Annotated in this window: 15 protein-coding genes; 6 read left to right on the forward strand and 9 right to left on the reverse strand. The window is 64.0% G+C overall.

What is annotated here, in order from left to right:
* Nucleotides 1-56 precede the first annotated feature (56 nt).
* Both NKI25_RS08420 and cysG read right to left on the reverse strand, forming a co-directional pair.
* On the reverse strand, nt 57-362 hold the full coding sequence (locus NKI25_RS08420) for a DUF2849 domain-containing protein (RefSeq protein ID WP_352453967.1): 306 nt from the start codon (nt 360-362) through the stop codon (nt 57-59).
* Complete coding sequence (gene cysG / locus NKI25_RS08425) at nt 359-1,810, reverse strand: siroheme synthase CysG (RefSeq protein WP_352577445.1); 1,452 nt, start codon at nt 1,808-1,810, stop codon at nt 359-361. Before cysG ends, NKI25_RS08420 begins: the two co-directional genes overlap by 4 nt.
* A gap of 440 nt (nt 1,811-2,250) precedes the next feature.
* Between cysG and NKI25_RS08430 the strand changes: the two genes are divergently transcribed.
* Nucleotides 2,251-2,700, forward strand: a complete 450-nt coding sequence (locus tag NKI25_RS08430) for a baeRF12 domain-containing protein (RefSeq protein ID WP_023675241.1) — start codon at nt 2,251-2,253, stop codon at nt 2,698-2,700.
* A gap of 91 nt (nt 2,701-2,791) precedes the next feature.
* On the opposite strand, the gene NKI25_RS08435 is transcribed toward NKI25_RS08430, so the two are convergent.
* The 5 genes from NKI25_RS08435 to NKI25_RS08455 form a co-directional block, all read right to left on the reverse strand.
* A complete protein-coding gene (locus NKI25_RS08435; RefSeq protein ID WP_023675240.1) occupies nt 2,792-3,544 on the reverse strand; it encodes an SDR family NAD(P)-dependent oxidoreductase in 753 nt (250 codons plus the stop codon).
* Between the two features lie 61 nt (nt 3,545-3,605).
* Nucleotides 3,606-5,858 carry a transglycosylase domain-containing protein gene (locus NKI25_RS08440; protein ID WP_352998345.1) on the reverse strand — a complete coding sequence of 751 codons (2,253 nt, stop codon included), beginning with the start codon at nt 5,856-5,858 and terminating at the stop codon, nt 3,606-3,608.
* 291 nt (nt 5,859-6,149) lie between these two features.
* Complete coding sequence (locus NKI25_RS08445) at nt 6,150-6,401, reverse strand: hypothetical protein (protein WP_352998346.1); 252 nt, start codon at nt 6,399-6,401, stop codon at nt 6,150-6,152.
* Between the two features lie 43 nt (nt 6,402-6,444).
* Complete coding sequence (locus NKI25_RS08450; RefSeq protein ID WP_254816792.1) at nt 6,445-7,065, reverse strand: ribonuclease D; 621 nt, start codon at nt 7,063-7,065, stop codon at nt 6,445-6,447.
* A gap of 103 nt (nt 7,066-7,168) precedes the next feature.
* Entirely contained in the window at nt 7,169-8,554 is a 1,386-nt protein-coding gene (locus NKI25_RS08455) for a M20/M25/M40 family metallo-hydrolase (protein ID WP_352577442.1), read from the reverse strand.
* Nucleotides 8,555-9,002: 448 nt separating this feature from the next.
* On the opposite strand from NKI25_RS08455, the gene polA reads away from it, so the two are divergent.
* Nucleotides 9,003-11,951 (forward strand): DNA polymerase I, encoded by a 2,949-nt coding sequence (polA, locus tag NKI25_RS08460; protein WP_352998366.1) that lies wholly within the window; start codon nt 9,003-9,005, stop codon nt 11,949-11,951.
* 254 nt (nt 11,952-12,205) lie between these two features.
* Here polA and NKI25_RS08465 read toward each other — a convergent pair whose 3' ends face one another.
* Complete coding sequence (locus NKI25_RS08465; protein WP_023675234.1) at nt 12,206-12,610, reverse strand: Fur family transcriptional regulator; 405 nt, start codon at nt 12,608-12,610, stop codon at nt 12,206-12,208.
* A gap of 211 nt (nt 12,611-12,821) precedes the next feature.
* Between NKI25_RS08465 and NKI25_RS08470 the strand changes: the two genes are divergently transcribed.
* The 4 genes from NKI25_RS08470 (at nt 12,822) to NKI25_RS08485 (ending at nt 16,205) form a co-directional block, all read left to right on the forward strand.
* A complete protein-coding gene (locus tag NKI25_RS08470) occupies nt 12,822-13,016 on the forward strand; it encodes a hypothetical protein (RefSeq protein WP_352998347.1) in 195 nt (64 codons plus the stop codon).
* Between the two features lie 114 nt (nt 13,017-13,130).
* Nucleotides 13,131-15,023, forward strand: a complete 1,893-nt coding sequence (locus NKI25_RS08475; RefSeq protein ID WP_352998348.1) for a caspase family protein — start codon at nt 13,131-13,133, stop codon at nt 15,021-15,023.
* Nucleotides 15,024-15,123: 100 nt separating this feature from the next.
* Entirely contained in the window at nt 15,124-15,504 is a 381-nt protein-coding gene (locus NKI25_RS08480) for a hypothetical protein (RefSeq protein ID WP_352998349.1), read from the forward strand.
* The gene (locus NKI25_RS08485) at nt 15,501-16,205 is read left to right on the forward strand and encodes a DUF4760 domain-containing protein (protein WP_352998350.1); all 705 of its coding nucleotides are present in this window, start codon (nt 15,501-15,503) and stop codon (nt 16,203-16,205) included. Before NKI25_RS08480 ends, NKI25_RS08485 begins: the two co-directional genes overlap by 4 nt.
* A gap of 83 nt (nt 16,206-16,288) precedes the next feature.
* On the opposite strand, the gene NKI25_RS08490 is transcribed toward NKI25_RS08485, so the two are convergent.
* Entirely contained in the window at nt 16,289-17,371 is a 1,083-nt protein-coding gene (locus NKI25_RS08490; RefSeq protein WP_352998351.1) for a trypsin-like serine peptidase, read from the reverse strand.
* Nucleotides 17,372-17,539: the final 168 nt, after the last annotated feature.

A 17,539-nucleotide genomic window follows, 5' to 3' on the forward strand; every position in this document is an offset into this window, starting at 1 on the left:
CGCGTCCGCCCGTTATTTTCTTCGTTCGAGCATGATCGGGATCATGCTTGGGTCATCTATGCCGCGCGTGCGGCTTGCGGACGGGCCTGCTTGCCCAGGTCGTTGCGGGTGGTCGGGCCGGCGGCACGGATCTTTTCACGCAGCCGGACCGCTTCGACCGTGCCGTTGGCCACGGTCACGTCTATCAGGTTGACGTCGACCACTTCGTTGTTGGCGGAGGCCTTGGCGCCGATCGCCTCCAGCCGGTCCTCGGCCGCCTTGTCATGGGCGATGTCGGCATGGTCGATAGTCTCGGCCCAGCCGCCATTGGCGTACCAGACGGCTATGCCGTCGGCGAGGCGGTTCGCGGTCAGGACTTTCATTGGTTCACTCCTTGCGCGGCAGCACGGGCCACGCTTTCCTGCCTGTGTGCCGCCAGTGGCTCGGACCGTTCGAAATTGGCGCCGGCGACCGCGTCGCCGATGATGGTCATCACCGGGCCGCTGAGGTCGGCACGCGCCTCCAGCGATGGCAGGTCGGCGAGCGTGCCGTGGAAACGGCGGCGGTTGGCAAGGCTGGCATTCTCGACCACGGCGACGGCCGTATCCGGCGACAGGCCGGCTTCGATCAGCCGGCCGGCGACCTCTGCAGCGACCGAGCGGCCCATATAGACGGCGACCGTCGCGCCGGAAATGGCGAGCTTTGCCCAATCTGGCAGCGAATTTCCCTTGAGGTCGTGGCCGGTGGTGAACACCATCGACGACGACACGCCGCGCAGCGTCAGCGGCAGTTCGAAATCGGCGGCGGCGGCGAAGGCCGCGGTGACGCCCGGAACCACTTCGTAGGCGACGCCGGCATCGCGAAGTGCCGCCATCTCCTCGCCGGCCCGGCCGAACACCAGCGGGTCGCCGGACTTCAGCCGCACGACCCGCTTGCCGGCGCGGCCAAGCTCGACCAGCAGCGCATTGATCTCGGCCTGGCTCTTGGAATGGCAGCCCTTGCGCTTGCCGACCGGCAGGCGCTCGGCGTCGCGACGGCCCATGGCGACGATCGCCTCCGGCACCAGCGCGTCATGGACGATCACGTCGGCTTCCATCAGCAGGCGATGGGCGCGCAGCGTCAAAAGGTCCTCGGCGCCCGGACCGGCGCCGACAAGCGCGATATGGCCCGATGCCGGTTCTTTCGAAAGCAGCAGGCCGACGGCCGCATCATGCGCCTGCGAAAGCTCGCCGGCCTCGACAGCGCGGGCCGGTGCACCGCCAAAGAAATCGCTCCAGAAGCGGCGGCGGGCATTGCCCTTCGGCAGCAGTCTTTCGGCGGTGTCGCGAAACGATGCGGCGAGAGTTGCGAGCGGACCGAGCGAGGGCGACAGCATGCGGTCGATGCGGCTGCGCAGCATCTGCGCCAGCACCGGGCCGGCACCTTCCGTGCCGATGGCAATGGCGACCGGCGCGCGGTTGACCAGTGCCGGCGTGAAGAAATCGCATAGCTCCGGCCGGTCGACGGCATTGACCGGAATGCCCAGCCGGCGCGCATCCCCGGCAACGCGGCGATCGAGCGCCTCGTCGCCGCTGGCGGCAAACACCATCACCGCACCATTGAGATGTGCTGCATCATAGGCCTCGGCGATGTGGGCGGCCCCCGTCTCGGCGATAAAGGCCAGCAGCTCCGGGCTTGTTTCATCGCTGACGATGCGCAGCACAGCGCTCGACTGCGCGAGCAGCCGCGCCTTGGCCAGCGCTTCCTCTGCGCCGCCGACGATGGCTATGGCTTCGCCCTCGACCCGCATGAAGACGGGAAAGGCATTGAGCTTGGGCGTGGCTTGCGGCATGACGAGCGGAATCCTGGAACCGTTTGTCAGTTCTACGCGGGGGCGCGAAAAACCAGAAGGCACCCACTCGCGCATCGCTTCGTAGCAGGCAATCTCTTTTCTGCAAGCATGAAGGCCAAGAGAAAAATATTCCACATTCAAATGCGGAGCAGATTGAAGCTGCTGTTGCAGCCCTTGATCCGCTGCCTTTCTAGCGGCCGGAGGAGCTAACCACAAAACAGATTTTTCTAAATTCTATCAATTTAGTAGATTAAGCCGCCGGATGCCGACCGAGCCATCAAAGGCAGCCCGGCGCTCTCGCCGGCCCTTGTCGGAATACCGGGTCCGAGTGCCGGAACATTCCCGCCTCGGCACGCGTTTGCTCTATGGACCCAGGCCCGGTCACACCCCTGCGGCAAAGGCCCGGCGATGGGCTCGAAAAATCAAAAAAGGAGCGCCCCATGAGCAACGTCAGACTGAAACGCGGACTGTGGATCGTGGTGGCAGATGGCGAAAAGGCGCTGTTTCTCGAGAACCGTGGAGACGTCCAATATCCCGACCTTCAGGTCGTGCACGAGATGGAGCAGGAAAATCCGGCAACCCGAGAACAGGGCACCGACCGCCCCGGCCGCTACAGCGACGGCCCTTCCGTCCACCGCAGTGCGGTCGAGGACACCGACTGGCACCGTCTCGGCAAGGAGCGTTTTGCCGAAGAGATTGCCGACAGGCTCTACAAGCTCGCGCATCGCGGCAGCTTCAAGGAGATCGTGCTGATCGCGCCGCCGCCGGTGCTGGGCGACATGCGCAGGAAACTGCACAAGGAGGTCACCGACAAGATAACGGCCGAAATTCCAAAGACGCTGACCAACCACAGCATACCCGATATCGAGAACCTGCTGCAGGCGACCTGATCGGGCATCGGCGGCGTCAACCGCCGCCAGACTTGAACACGCCGCCCGCGATGCTGACAAATCCTGCCGGCTCGCTCGCCTGGAAAGCCTTCTACACGTGCTGGCCGCCATTGATGTGTATTTCCGAGCCGGTCACGTAGGACGCCTGCTGCGAGCACAGGAAGAAGATGATGTCGGCGACTTCCGCCGTGGTGCCCAGCCTTCTCAGCGGAATGGTCTCGACGATTTTTTCGGTGCCCGGCGACAGGATCGCGGTGTCGATCTCGCCCGGCGCAATCGCATTGACGCGAATGCCGTGCGGGCCGAAATCATGCGCCATCTCGCGGGTCAGCGAGCCGAGTGCCGCCTTCGACGTCGCATAGGCGGTACCGGCGAAAGGATGCACGCGGGTGCCGGCGATCGAGGTGACGTTGACGATCGAGCCCTTGGCCGACGCCAGCTCCTTGAACAGGCCCCGCGCCAGCATGATCGGGGCGAAGAAATTGACCTGGAAGACGTCGCGCCAGACATGCATCGGCGTGTCGATCGAGTTCATGCGGCTGTTGCCGTCCTTGAGCTTCGGCGAGATGCCGGCATTGTTGACCAGCGCATGCAACTGCCCGCCATGCGCCTCCAGCCGGTGGCGGATTTCCGAGATTGCGATGCCGACATCCTCCTGGTCGGCGAGGTCGACCTTGATGTGGTCTTCAGGTCCGGCCGGCCACGGGCAGTCCTCGGCAAAGGCCTGGCGCGAGCAGGTGATGACGCGCCAACCTTCGCGTGAAAAGCGCTTGACAGTGGCATGGCCGATGCCACGGCTGGCGCCGGTCAGCACAATGGTCTTTCTGGTGTCGGTCTCTGCCATTCGCGGTCTCCAAACGGGAGATGTAGCGGAACGCGGCAGCGGTGGCGAGGGGGCCTGTTGTTCAGCCGCCTGTCAGGATGTCCAGGATCGACGTCTGCCGCTTCTTGACCGGGCCGCCGACATTGCCGGGCGGCACCGGGTGCTTGATCGATCCGGTGGTGCCGTCGACGCCCGGCATGGCCAGGCCGCCGGCATCGACCGTCTCGGCAGGACGCACGGGACGCGAAGCCGACTGGGTAGCTGCCGCAGGCGGCGCCGATTGGCCGACGGAAGCGACCGGCGCCGGCGGCGCCGTGTCGGACGGTATGTCGTCCGGGACGATGGTGTCGGGCGGCGTCGACTTCCAGGTTCCAGGCAGCGGCCGCACCGGCACGCCCTCATGCGCGGCGACCATGAATTCGTGCCAGGCCTGCGCCGGCAGTGCGCCGCCGGTGACCTTCTTCATCGCGCTGCCGTCATCATTGCCGAACCAGACGCCGGTGGTCAGATTGGCGGTATAGCCGATGAACCAGGCGTCGCGCGAGTTCTGGCTGGTGCCGGTCTTGCCGGCCGCCGGCCAGGCGAACGCCGCCTTCCTGGCTGTGCCGATCTCGACCGTGCCGGTCATCATCGAGTTCATCATGCCGACGACATCGGGATTGACGACCCGCGGCGCACCGCCGCCATTGTTTTCGTAGAGCACCTTGCCGTCGCTCGTCGTGACGCGGCGGATGAAATGGATGTCGGGCTTATAACCGCCATTGGCGAAGGGGACATAGGCCGAGGTCAGTTCCAGCGGCGTCACTTCCGAGGTGCCCAGCGCGATCGAGGTGTTGGCCGTCAGCTCGGACTGGATGCCCATGCGGTGCGCCGCCTCGACCACCGCATTCGGCCCGACTTCCATGGTCAGCTGCGCGGCAACCGAGTTCAGCGATTTTGCCAGCGCCGTCGCCAGCGTCACCTTGCCGAAATATTTGCCGCCGTAATTGTCGGGCGTCCAGTTGCCGATCTTGATCGGCGCGTCGTTGCGCACGCTGTCCGGCGTACGGCCGGATTCCAGCGCCGCCATATAGACGAACGGCTTGAACGCCGAGCCCGGCTGCCGGCGCGCTTCCGAGGCGCGGTCGAACTGGCTGGTCGAATAGTCGTAACCGCCGACCATCGCGCGCACCGCGCCGGAATTGTCGATCGACACCAGCGCGCCCTGGCTGACATTGAGTTTTTTGCCGCTCTGGTCGATCAGCCGGCGGATCGATTGCTCGGCGAGCTTCTGCAGCGTCAGATCGACGGTCGTGTCGACGACGATATCGCGGCGCACGTCGCCGATCAGGTCGGGCAGTTCTTCCATGATCGTATCGGCGACATAGTTTTCCGAGCCGGTCCAGTAGGACGGCGAACGCGTCGCCGGCGCGCTCATCGCCGTTGTCATCTCCTTGGCGCTGATCTTGCCCTCGTCGCGCATCGCGGCGAGCACCAGCTGCGAGCGCTGCTCGGCCGCCTTCGGGTCGCGCGCCGGCGACAGCCGCGACGGCGCCTTGAGCAGGCCGGCGAGAAGTGCCGCCTCCGACAGCGTGACGTCACGCGCGCTCTTGCCGAAATAGCGGCGCGAGGCCGCTTCGACGCCATAGGCGCCCGAGCCGAAATAAACCCGGTTGAGGTACATTTCGAGGATCTGGTCTTTCGTATGCTTGTGCTCCAGCCACAGCGCCAAAAGCACTTCCTGCACCTTGCGTTCCAGCGTGCGGTCCGGCGTCAGGAACAGGTTCTTGGCCAGCTGCTGGGTCAGCGTCGAGCCGCCTTGTGAGAAATGCCCGCCCAGAACATTGGTCACCATGGCCCGGGAAAGGCCGATCGGATCGATGCCGAAATGTGAATAGAAGCGGCGGTCTTCAATGGCGATAACGGCCTCGGGAATATAGGGCGACATTTCGTGCAGGCCGACGGCCTCGCCGCCGCTCATGCCGCGATTGCCAAGCAGCTGGCCGTCGACCGAGACGATCTTGATGTTGGGGGCGCGGTCGGGAATGGCCCAGGTGGTGGCCGCCGGCATTTTCGCGCCGTAATAGACGACGATGCCGGCAGTGGCGATACCGCCCCAGATGGCCAGCACGAAGCACCAGTAGAACAGCCGGGCAAGCACGCCGAACACGCCGCGCCGGCCTTTGCCGCGCCCGCCGCGCGGCGGCTTGGCCTTGGACGATTTGCGCTTTGCAGCGGCTTTTCGGTTGCTCGGCACGACGCGGTCCTCCTCGCTCACTGAAAAACCGGCCGAGGATCTCGCCCCCGGCGATGCCTCGAAGCTGGGCTCGATGCGGCTGTCTTTCCGGTTCGCCATGCGCTGTGCTGTCTTCCCCATGCCTATGGCGTTGGGGTTGAAGACTAGATGCGGCGGTTTAAAGGCGGGTTAAGTCGGGAGAAATCGAAATAAACTGTATTCAGTCGCTTGCCGAACGGCTGCGGCCCGCGACAGCGCCAAAGCCGGAAATGAAAAACCCGCCTCGGCGGGCGGGTCGTTGGAGCCAATGAGCACCATAGCGAAATTAGTAGCATAGCTGCCGGCACAAAGCAAGAACAAAATATGCTTTGCCTCAGAATAATCACTTCAGTTCGACCGTTGCGACAACCCTCAGTCGTCGGCATCCGGATCGTTGGAGGCCGGGCGCCAGCTGATCGGTTCGATCTTCCTTTGCGTATGGCCGTCAGTATAGGCCCACCAGCCGGCATCGCTTTCGTCCCAGTCGCCGCCGGCCGCCTTCAGCCGGTCGAGCGAACGGTATTGCGCGATGCTCTCGTTCATCACGCCGTCGCTGTCCTGCCAGTAGACGGTGACCTTGGAGCCGTCCCTTGGTGCCGTCTCGATTGGTTTTCGCGCAGCCATTTCAGTTCCTCCCGGCCGACGGCGTTAGAGTGCCAGAGGGCCATCAGCTGTGGGCGAAGATGTCCTCTTCATCCCAGCCCATCAGGTCGAGTTTCGCACGCGTCGGCAGGAAGCGGAAGCAGGCATCGGCCTCCCTGGTCCGGTTGTCGCGCGCCAGCCGCGCGCTCAGTACGTCGCGCAGCCGGTGCAGGTAGAGCACGTCGGAGGCGGCATATTCGAGCTGCTCGGGCGACAGCGTCTCGGCGGCCCAGTCCGAGGATTGCTGCGCCTTCGACAGGCCGATCCCGAGAAGCTCGAAGCAGATGTCCTTCAGCCCGTGCCGGTCGGTGTAGGTGCGCGTCAGCCGCGACGCGATCTTGGTGCAGAACACCGGCTCCGGCATGACGCCGAAGGCGTTGTAGAGCACGGCGAGATCGAAGCGGCCGTAATGGAACAGCTTGGTGATGCTGCGGTTCTTGAGCAGGCTGACGAGGTTCGGCGCCTTCTTCTGGCCGGGCGCGATCTGGATGACGTCGGCCGAGCCGTCGCCCGGCGAGATCTGCACGACGCAGAGCCGGTCGCGATGCGGGTTCAGCCCCAGCGTCTCGGTGTCGATGGCGACCGCCCCGACATCGTAATGCAGCAGGCCGGGCAGATCGTTTTTGTGGAAACGTATGTCGCTCATCGTCTTCTCCGGTCGCGGCCCCGTGCAGCGATGCGCGACGGACCGTGCCCGTCCTTGCCGCGATCCGGCGAAAAATCAACAAAAACTTGAGTCTGGCGCAATTTCAGCGTGTCAGCGCCTCGAGAATGCGCGCCCAGGAGCGCTGGCCCTTGTGGAAGGAGCTCATCTCGTACTTCTCGTTCGGCGAGTGGATGCGGTCGTCGTCAAGACCGAAACCGACCAGCAGCGATTCCATGCCGAGATAGGTCTGGAAATCGCCGACCACCGGGATCGAGCCGCCGCTGCCGGTCACCACCGCTGGCTTCGGCCATTCGTCGGACAGCGCCTGCTTGGCCTTGGCGAGGAAGGGCGAGTCGTAGGAAAGCTGGATTGCCGGCGAGCCGCCATGCGGATGAAATTCGACCGAGCAGTCCGCTGGCACGCGCTGCCTGGCAAATGCCTGGAAGGCGGCGCGGATTTTTTCCGGATCCTGTTTGTGGACGAGGCGGAAGGAGACTTTTGCCGAGGCTTGCGCGGCGATCACCGTCTTGAAGCCCTTGCCGGTATAGCCGCCGATAATGCCGTTGAACTCGGCCGTCGGTCGCGCCCAGGTCAGTTCGAGCACCGAGCGGCCCTTCTCGCCGGACGGGATCGACAGGCCAATCGGACCGAGGAAGGTCTCGGCCGTCTCGCCGAGCGACAGCCACGACTGCAATATCTGCGACGGCGTTTCCTCGACGCCGTCATAAAAACCTGGAATGGTGACGTGACCATCCGCATCGTGGATGTCGGCCAGGATCTTTGCCAGGATGCGGATCGGATTGGCGGCCGCACCGCCATAGAGCCCGGAATGCAGGTCGCGGTCGGCGGCAGTCACCGTGATCTCCTCGCCGACCAGCCCGCGCAGCGAGACGCAGATCGACGGCGTATCGCGGTCCCACATGCCGGTGTCGCAGACCAGCGCGAAATCGGCCCTGAGCTCATCCGCATTCGCCTCGAGAAACGGTTTCAGCGACGGCGATCCGGACTCCTCCTCGCCCTCGAACAGGATTGTGATTCGGCACGGCAATCCGCCATGCACCTGCTTCCACGCGCGGCAGGCCTCGACGAAGGTCATCAGCTGGCCCTTGTCGTCGGCCGCGCCGCGGCCGGTGATCACCTTGTGGCCGGGCTCGATCTCCTTAACCGCCGGCGCGAACGGGTCGCTTTCCCACAGCTCGATCGGATCGACCGGCTGGACGTCGTAATGGCCGTAAAACAGCAGATGCGGCGCGCCCGCCGGCCCATCGTGATGCGCGACCACCATCGGATGCCCCGGCGTGTCGCGCACGCTGGCGTCGAAGCCGATCAGCTTGAGCTCGGCGACCAGCCATTCGGCGGCCTTGCGGCAGTCGGCGGCGTAGTCCGGATCGGTGGAGATCGACTTGATGCCGAGCAGGCCGAACAGGCGTTCCAGGCTCTGGTCGAAGTTCTTGTCGAGGCGGTCGAGAACAGGGGAAACTGCGGACATCTGGCGGGCCTTTCGATTCTGGCGGCGAATCTAGAGCCCATACGGCGAAACGGAAAGCCCGCGACCGTTAGGCCACAAGGCAGGATCTTGTCGAAAGGCAAAAAAATGCCGCCGTGGTGGAGGGGGAACCACGGCGGCCTTACTCGAAACGATGCGGCAGCCCGGAGAGGGGGGATAGGCTGCCGCAAGTGTCCGGGATAGGCGGGGGACGGGCCTTGCTCCGGACTTCGGCGAAAACTGCCGATGGCGTTTATCTGTGTCTGCGAACGTGGCGATTCAAGGGCACAAAAATTACACTTTTGTAACATAGGCGTGAGCGAACAAAGCTCCGGCCACGCCGGCAGGGCCGGCCAAGCTCGCACGCCATTTGTCAGGGTGTTGCCGGAACCCTTGGCGGAAGCCGCCTTTGGCATGGACCGCGGCGCTGCGCCGCGCTATCCCTCGTGCCATGAAAAAAGGCGATCATCTCTTCCTTGTCGACGGCTCCGGTTACATCTTCCGTGCCTATCACGCGCTCCCGCCGCTGTCCCGCAAGTCCGACGGGCTGCCGACCAGTGCCGTGCTCGGCTTCTGCAACATGGTCTGGAAGCTGACGCAGGACGCCCGCAACACCGATGTCGGCATCGTGCCGACGCATTTCGCCGTGATTTTCGACTATTCGTCGAAGACCTTCCGCAACGACCTCTACCCCGAATACAAGGCCAACCGCTCGGCGCCGCCGGAAGATTTGATCCCGCAATTCGGCCTGATCCGCCAGGCGACCAGGGCCTTCAACCTGCCATGCCTTGAGACGGAAGGCTACGAGGCCGACGATTTGATCGCCACCTATTGCCGGCTTGCCTGCGAAGCCAGCGCCGACACCACCATCATCTCTTCCGACAAGGACTTGATGCAACTGGTCGGCCCAACGGTTGCCATGTACGACCCGATGAAGGACCGCCAGATCGGCGTTCCCGAGGTGATCGAGAAATGGGGCGTGCCGCCACAGAAAATGATCGACCTGCAGGCGCTGACCGGCGATTCGGTCGACAATGTGCCGGGCGTGCCCGGCATCGGGCCGAAGACGGCGGCGCAATTGCTCGAACAGTTCGGCGACCTCGACACGCTGCTCGTCCGCGCCGGCGAGATCAAGCAGGACAAGCGGCGCGAATCGATCATCGCCAATGCCGACAAGGCGCGCATCTCGCGTGACCTGGTGACGCTGAAGAACGACGTGCCGGTGACCGAGGGGCTCGACGAGTTCGTGTTGCACGCGCCGGACGGCCCAAGGCTGATCGGCTTTCTCAAGACCATGGAATTCTCGACGCTGACCCGCCGCGTGGCCGAAGCGACCGGAACCGACGCGGGCGACGTTCCAGCCACCCCCGTCACCATAGAGCGTGCCGATACCGCGCATGGCCCCGATATGGGTTTTGGCGCGCCCGCGGCCGCCGAGAGCGCACCGCCGTCGGACAAAGCGGCACTCGAAGCCCAGGCCGCAGCCAAGCAAGGCGACACCCCATCCCTGCTTTCGGCGCTTCGCCTGGAGGCTGCCACCGCCCGCAAGATCGACACCAGCGCCTACGCCTGCATCCGCGACGCCGCGACGCTGAAGGTCTGGATCGCCGAGGCGATGGAGAGAGGCATCGTCGCCTTCGACGTTAAGACCTCCTCGCCCGATCCGATGCGGGCCGAACTGATCGGCCTTGCCATGGCCGTCGCGCCCGGCCACGCCGCCTACGTGCCGCTTGCCCACAAAAACGGCAATGGCGACCTGCTCGGCGGCGGCGCGGTCGAAAACCAGATCCCGATCCGCGACGCGCTGGCGTTGCTCAAGCCGCTGCTCGAGGACAAATCCGTCCTCAAGATCGTGCACGACATGAAATACCGCCTTGTCGTCATGAGCCGTCACGGCATCGAGATCGGCCCCTATGACGACACCATGCTGATCTCCTACGTGCTTGAGGCCGGCACTCATGGTGGCCATGGCCTGGAGGCGCTGGCCGATAAATGGCTCGGCCACGCGACCATTCCGCTGAAGGAACTGGCCGGTTCGGGAAGAAGCTTCGTCGGCCTCGATCAGGCCGACCTCGGCAAGGCGACGGCTTACGGGGCCGAGCACGCCGACGTCGCGCTCAGGCTCTGGCAGGTGCTGAAGCCACGGCTTGCCGCCAAGGGCCTGGTCTCGGTCTATGAACGGCTGGAACGGCCGCTGGTGCCGGTCCTGGCACGGATGGAGCAGCGCGGCATCTCCGTCGACCGGCAGATCCTGTCGCGGCTCTCCGGCGAACTGGCACAGGGTGCCGCACGGCTCGAGGACGAGATCTACCAGCTGGTCGGCGAACGCATCAACATCGGCTCGCCAAAACAGCTCGGCGACATCCTGTTCGGCAGGATGGGTCTGCCCGGCGGTTCAAAAACCAAGACCGGCCAGTGGTCGACCTCGGCGCAGCTTCTCGAAGACCTCGCCGCCGAAGGCCACGAATTGCCGCGTAAGATCGTCGACTGGCGCCAGCTGACCAAGCTGAAATCGACCTATACCGATGCGCTGCCCGGCTTCATCCATCCCGACACCAAGCGCGTCCACACCTCCTACGCGCTTGCCGCGACGACGACCGGACGGCTGTCGTCCTCGGATCCCAATCTGCAGAACATTCCGGTACGCACCGTCGAGGGGCGAAAGATCAGGACGGCCTTCATTGCCGACAAGGGCAACAAGCTGGTTTCCGCCGACTACAGCCAGATCGAATTGCGCGTGCTGGCCCACGTCGCCGAAATCCCGCAGCTCAAGCAGGCCTTCGCCGACGGCGCCGACATCCACGCCATCACCGCGTCCGAAATGTTCAACGTGCCGGTCGAGGGCATGCCTTCGGAAGTGCGCCGCCGTGCCAAGGCGATCAATTTCGGCATCATCTACGGCATTTCGGCCTTTGGCCTCGCCAACCAGCTGTCGATCGCGCGCGAGGAAGCCGGCGACTACATCAAGAAATATTTCGAGCGCTTCCCCGGCATCCGCGACTATATCGATGCGACCAAGGCCTATGCCCGCGAGCACGGCTTCGTCGAGACCATTTTCGGCCGCCGCATCCACTATCCGGAAATCAGATCGTCAAATCCTTCGGTCCGTGCCTTCAACGAGCGCGCCTCGATCAACGCCCGCCTGCAGGGCACCGCGGCCGACATCATCCGCCGCGCCATGATCCGTATGGACGATGCCCTGGAAAAAGCCAGGCTTTCCGCCCGCATGCTGCTGCAGGTGCATGACGAGCTGGTCTTCGAGACCATCGAAGCCGAGGTCGAGGCGACGATCCCGGTCGTGTGCCACGTCATGGAGAACGCGGCCATGCCGGCGGTGTCGATGTCGGTGCCGCTGCACGTCGACGCCCGCGCCGCCAACAACTGGGAAGAGGCGCATTGAACGTCCCGCGGCCGATCAACTGCGATCTGTAGCGATCTGTCGCGCCCCCCTCTGTCCTGCCGGACATCTCCCCCTCGAGGGGGAGATTGGCAGCTTCGGCGCTGCATACCATCTTGCACCGTTGGAGATCGGCGAAAACGGGGATAATGGCCGATCTCCCCCCGTGTGGGGGAGATGTCCGGCAGGACAGAGGGGGGCGCTGTCCCGCCGACATCAAAAGGGTCGCCACCGCTATGTCGCGGCCTAACAGGGCTTCAAGCCGCCTCGGCCAAACACTTCGCACAAGTCCCGCGGAATTCGATCACCGCCTTCTTGGCGGCGAAGCCGGTCGAGCGTACCCATTCGTCGAGCCGGTGTCCGACATCGTGGTCGGAGAACTCAGTCACCTGGCCGCAGGTGTCGCAGATGGCAAACGCCGTCATCGAATGGCTGTGGTCGTGCGGCTCGGCACAGGCGACGAAGGAATTGAGACTTTCGAGCCTGTGCACGAAGCCGGATTTCACCAGCGTGTCGAGCGCCCGGTAGACCTGCAGCGGCGCGCGAAAACCGCGCTCGCGCAGTTGGTCGAGCAACGTATAGGCGCTGAGCGGGCCGCTGGCGGCCTCGAGCTTCTCGAGAACGCAAAGCTGGTTCTTCGTCAGTACATCCCTTGCCGCCATGATCCTGTTCCAAGCCGCTCCGTGCCGATCGCTGCCATTTCGCAAGCAGTCGGACCTCTTCCACTGAGATAGCGACGAACTGCCATTTTTGCTACTGTTTCTATTCGCAGCCGGTGGTCGGCTGGCCGGCGGCGCCATATTCAAAATACTGACAAAATCCTCGGCCAGGCTGGCCGTGCTTGGAAATTCGATCGGGCTTGGGGAAGCAATCATGATCAAAGTGACGCGGCGGACGCTGCTTGCCGGCATGTCCGCGCTGGCCGCTGCCGGCCTGGTGCCGTTTCGGGCATTCGCAGCGGCGCGCACCTACCATGCGCTGCTTGTTGCCTGCACCGATTACCCGAACCTGCCGAAGAAAAACTGGCTGATCGGACCGAAAAACGATGCCGGCCTGGTGCGCGATTAGCTCCTGGGGAACACGCCCGCGCCGGTAAAATTCCTGGCCGAAAACGTCACGCTGCTCGCCAAGGATGTCGAAGGCGCCAACGGACCGCCGACACATGCGGCGATCAAGGCGGCGTTGGCCGATCTTGCCGCCAAGGTCCAGCGCGACGATTTCGTCTACCTGCATTTGTCCGGTCACGGCGCGCAGCAGCCGGCAGCGAACAAGGGCGACGAGACGGACGGCCTCGACGAGATTTTCTTGCCGTCCGACATCGACAAATGGGTCAACCGCGAAAAGGGCGTGCCCAATGCGCTGGTCGACAACGAGATCGGCACCGCGCTCGACGCTATCCGCGACAAGGGCGCCTTTATCTGGGCCGTGTTCGACTGCTGCCATTCCGGCACGGCGACGCGCGCCGCCGAGGTCGACGACGAGCTGGAACGCAAGGTCGAGTTCGCCGATCTGGTCGGCGGCGACGACGCTGCCAGGGCGGCTGCGGTGAGAGCCTATGACGAGATTGCGTCGGCCGCGCCGCGCGGCTTTGACGAGGACGGGCAGCGCAAGCCGGCCTTCAAGCTGACGCCGACCGGCGCCGAGGCTACCACCAAGGGCAAATTGGTCGCCTTCTACGCGGCGCAGACGGTGGAGACGACGCCCGAGATGCCGCTGCCCAAGGGCACGGCCGATGCACCGCGTTTCGGGCTGTTCACCTTCACCATCCTGTCGAAACTGGCCGAGAGCCCCAACATCACCTATCGCCAGCTCGGCCAGGCCGTGCTGCAGCAATATTCGGCGGACGGCCGCACCCGGCCAACGCCGCTGTTCGAGGGAGAACTCGACGCACGCGTCTTCGGCACCGACAAGACCGAGGCGGTCATGCAATGGCCAATCGTCATCGAGAACGACAAAGCCACGATCGGCGCCGGGTTGCTGCATCGCCTCACCCCCGGCAGCAGCCTCGCAATATTGCCGTCGGCGCTGTCGCCGCTGTCCGAGGCGCTTGGCTATCTCCAGGTGCAGTCGGCGAAAAACCTGGAAAGCCGGGTCAAGCCGGTCGAGTTCGGCGGCAAGCCGGCACTCAAGCTGGCCGACATCCCCGCCAATGCCTATGCGCGGCTGGCCGAGCTCGCCGTCGACTACAAGCTCGTGGTCGCGCGGCCGGCAGCGGCCAAAGGCCTCGAGAAAGAGGCCGCGCTGGCGAACTCGGTTCTCGACGATCTGGCGGCCAGGGAGAGCTCAGGGTTCCACATCGCGCTGGTCGAGCCGGGCAAGAGCGCAGATCTGCGTCTCGCAGTGCTGCGCGAGAACGCCATTGCCGGCACCGCAGCAGATGCCACCGACAGGCCGGCGCTGTGGTTCCTGCCGGGTTCGGGCGACATGACGCTCAAGGACGGCAGCAAGCCGCCGTTGATCGTCATTCATCCGGACGGCCGCGAAAAGTTGATCGAGGCCGCCGCAGGGAATCTGACGAAAATCTTCCGCGCCATCGGACTGTCGAGGCTGGCCGCCGCTTCCGATTATCGGCCGGAAGAGGTCAGCGTCGAGTTCCGGATCAAGCGTTTTGACAGCGACACGCTGCAGCCGATCGAACCGTCGACGGTGCCGCGTGTTTCGCCCGACGATCAGGTCCACGTGCTGGCCAGGAACGGTTCGACCAACCTGGTCGACATCAACGTGCTCTATGTCGGCTCCGACTATTCCATCCAGCATTTTCTTGCCGAGCGCCTGACCGAAGGCGCCGTGCTCGAGGAAGGGCTGTTCAAATTCACCGACACCAGCTTCGGCATGGAGCGGATGATCGCCGTCTTGACCGAAGCACCGCCGCAGAGCGAGAAGCAGGATCTGAGCTTCCTGGCGCAAGAGGGGGTTGTCTCGGTAACGCGCGGGCTCGGACAGCCAAGCTTCGCCGACATGCTGGCCGATATCGGCATGGCGCCGGCGACGCGGTCGGCCATGCGGCTGACCGACGACAAGGGGTCGAAGGGCGCCGTGATGATCTTCCCGATGGAGACGGTGCCGCGCGCCTGAGACGGATCAGCGCCCGGCCCGGCCTCTTGCCTAATCGGCTGATAGTGAACATTCTTCGACCGCCGCTGTCGGCGGCCGAACGGAACGGATGAGGGCGTTCGTGAACAGGATCGTATTTTCGTGGCGCGCAGCAACCGCCGGCCTTCTCGCCGGGCTGTTGCTGGCCGCCAATGCTTCGGCGGACGAGGCTTGCGGCCTCTGCGCCAAGGAGGTCGTCATCAATTCCGAACTGGCGAGTTGCTTTCTCGACCAGTACGACCAGATCGCCAAAACCGGCAACACCGCCGTTGTCGTCGATCTCAGCAGCTGCGCCTCGCGCGGCGTGGTCGAGCCGTTGCCGTCGCCGAGCAAGGCGCAGGTGGCGCCTGACGTGCAGTTCATCGTTTCGCGGGCGCAGCTGGATTGCCTGAAGAAGAAGCTGGAGGCGCCGGGCATCGTGCTCGACCCGTCCGCCACCATAGAACTGGACAGCTGCGGATGACGAAAGCGGGGGGCAAGGCAACGCAGCAGGCAGTGACGGCGCCGGTACCGCAAAAGAAGCCGGTGTCGCTGCCGGAAACCGTCGAAGGCCTGCCGTGGGTGAGCAATCACGAGGTCAAGAAGGAGGCGAACCCATTCACCGATCGCGACTGGCGCATGCTCGTCTATGCCTGGTCCGGATTGCTGGTGCGCCTGGCGATCATCTTTACCTTGATCTTTTCGGTCTACCAGTTCCTGGCGAACCAGGAGCAGAAGCGCGTCGAGCAAACGATGTCGCTGGTCGAGCTCTGGGAAAGCAAGGATTACCAGCAGGCGCAACGGGCCCTCAAGCAACGCCTGGCGGCGCTCAACGCCAAATACGGCAATCTGCTCAGTGCCAATCCGACGCCGACCGAGGAACAGGTGTTCAGACAGCGCATCGGCATCGAAGCGATGAGCGCAACCGGCGGCGACATGCCGCTTGCCGAGTTCAGCGACAATTTCGACCGCATCGTCTATTTCCTCAACCGCCTTTCCTTCTGCGTCGAAGGCAGGCTGTGCTCGCGCGACGTCGCCGACTCCTATTTCCGCGACTATGCCGCGTCCTTCTGGAGCTATTTTGCCGGCTATATCGACAAGGAGCGCAAGGCCGGTTCGCCGACCTTCGCCGTGCCGATCGAGAACTATGTCCGCCAGGCGCCATCCTCGGCCCAGTCCAGATAATTCCCGAAAATGCGAAAGCCGGCGACGGAAATGCTCCGCCGCCGGCAGGTTTCCCCGACGATCGCGGCGGAAACTCTGCAGGCCTATTTGTACAGGCTGTTGATCCACTGGACGTTGATGGCGTTCAGACGCACGGCTGTGTTGGCATCCGGGCTCTCGGCCACGTTCACGCCGGTGATGACGCGCTGCTTGGAGCCATTGTCGTAGGCATAGACCGAGCTGCCGCTCGATCCTGGATACGTGTCGCAGTCGTACTGGAAATACTCGGTGGCGATGTGTTCGGCGAGCACTTCGCAGGTCGCCTTCCACATCGTGCCCATCGGCTTGTCGCCGGGATAGCCGACGATGTTGGCGGTGAAATCGCCGAGATCCACATAATTGGCATAGCCCAGCCAGCCGAGGTTGGTGCCGACATCCTGCTTCAAGGTGACGATGCCGAGATCCCATGGCACGACCGAGCCGTAAAAGCCCTGGTAATTGTCGATGAAGCCCTGGACGATATAGGCGCTTTCATAGGTGAAGGCGCCGAACGGTGCGTCGTCGGCGGTCTTGCCGTTGAGAGCCGGCACGAACAGGATATCGTCCAGCCAGGCCTTGTCTTCGTGGCTGTAGAGGCAGTGCGCCGCGGTGAGCACCGTGCGCGGGCCGATCAGCGTCGCCGAGCAGCTGCCATAGCTGCCGCTCTTCGATTTGCCTTCGAGGTAGCCGATCGCGGTGAACGGGTAGGTTTTGGTATTCTTGATCTGCTCCCGGTCGTCCGTCCCGAACACCTGGCGGCCGGCGTCTTCGCCTCCGCTCAGCCCGGAATTCTCGGACTTCTGTCCCTCGGCGGGCGCGTTCATTTTCTTGATGACAAGGTCCTTCAGCGTCTCGTTCGGATCGATCTTGATGTCCTTGCCATCGGCGGAGCGGCCGACGATGCCATAGGATTTGACGGCCGTTGCTTCGTCGGTGAGCGGCGCGGCGCGGTTGGCCTCGTCCTCGGTCAATTTCGGCGGGGCGATCGGTTTCGCCCGGCCGGGCTTGTAATCGCCCGATGTCACATCCCGCATGCTTTCGCCGTTGCCGGCATTGGCGGAACCTGGCTCGGCAGCCAAGGCAGGAACCGCCCACATTGCGGTGGAAAGCAACGCGGACGCAATAATGCACTGTGTCAGTTTTGTCATGGTGAGACTCTCCCAAAAGTCAGCAAGGACTGGATCAAGATACAGAAATATTGTCGAGATCGTGGTGGCGCAGAAAAATGAAATTAGTTACCGGTGCCTTTACCGGGCCATTATTCAGTGCAGCCAGTTTAGGTCCCCGCCAAAAATGCCTGCAACGGTATACTGCCT

Source organism: Mesorhizobium sp. M0808 (genome assembly GCF_040320025.1).
Classification (GTDB): Bacteria; Pseudomonadota; Alphaproteobacteria; order Rhizobiales; family Rhizobiaceae; genus Mesorhizobium.

Excerpts from the sequence above, each read along its gene's own strand:
- NKI25_RS08490 (WP_352998351.1), bottom strand. The coding sequence starts at position 17,371 with ATGACAAAACTGACACAGTGCATTATTGCGTCCGCGTTGCTTTCCACC.
- NKI25_RS08430 (WP_023675241.1), top strand. The coding sequence starts at position 2,251 with ATGAGCAACGTCAGACTGAAACGCGGACTGTGGATCGTGGTGGCAGAT.
- NKI25_RS08485 (WP_352998350.1), top strand. The coding sequence starts at position 15,501 with ATGACGAAAGCGGGGGGCAAGGCAACGCAGCAGGCAGTGACGGCGCCG.
- NKI25_RS08420 (WP_352453967.1), bottom strand. The coding sequence starts at position 362 with ATGAAAGTCCTGACCGCGAACCGCCTCGCCGACGGCATAGCCGTCTGG.
- polA (WP_352998366.1), top strand. The coding sequence starts at position 9,003 with ATGAAAAAAGGCGATCATCTCTTCCTTGTCGACGGCTCCGGTTACATC.
- NKI25_RS08470 (WP_352998347.1), top strand. The coding sequence starts at position 12,822 with ATGATCAAAGTGACGCGGCGGACGCTGCTTGCCGGCATGTCCGCGCTG.
- NKI25_RS08445 (WP_352998346.1), bottom strand. The coding sequence starts at position 6,401 with ATGGCTGCGCGAAAACCAATCGAGACGGCACCAAGGGACGGCTCCAAG.
- NKI25_RS08440 (WP_352998345.1), bottom strand. The coding sequence starts at position 5,858 with ATGGCGAACCGGAAAGACAGCCGCATCGAGCCCAGCTTCGAGGCATCG.
- NKI25_RS08465 (WP_023675234.1), bottom strand. The coding sequence starts at position 12,610 with ATGGCGGCAAGGGATGTACTGACGAAGAACCAGCTTTGCGTTCTCGAG.
- cysG (WP_352577445.1), bottom strand. The coding sequence starts at position 1,810 with ATGCCGCAAGCCACGCCCAAGCTCAATGCCTTTCCCGTCTTCATGCGG.
- NKI25_RS08450 (WP_254816792.1), bottom strand. The coding sequence starts at position 7,065 with ATGAGCGACATACGTTTCCACAAAAACGATCTGCCCGGCCTGCTGCAT.
- NKI25_RS08455 (WP_352577442.1), bottom strand. The coding sequence starts at position 8,554 with ATGTCCGCAGTTTCCCCTGTTCTCGACCGCCTCGACAAGAACTTCGAC.
- NKI25_RS08435 (WP_023675240.1), bottom strand. The coding sequence starts at position 3,544 with ATGGCAGAGACCGACACCAGAAAGACCATTGTGCTGACCGGCGCCAGC.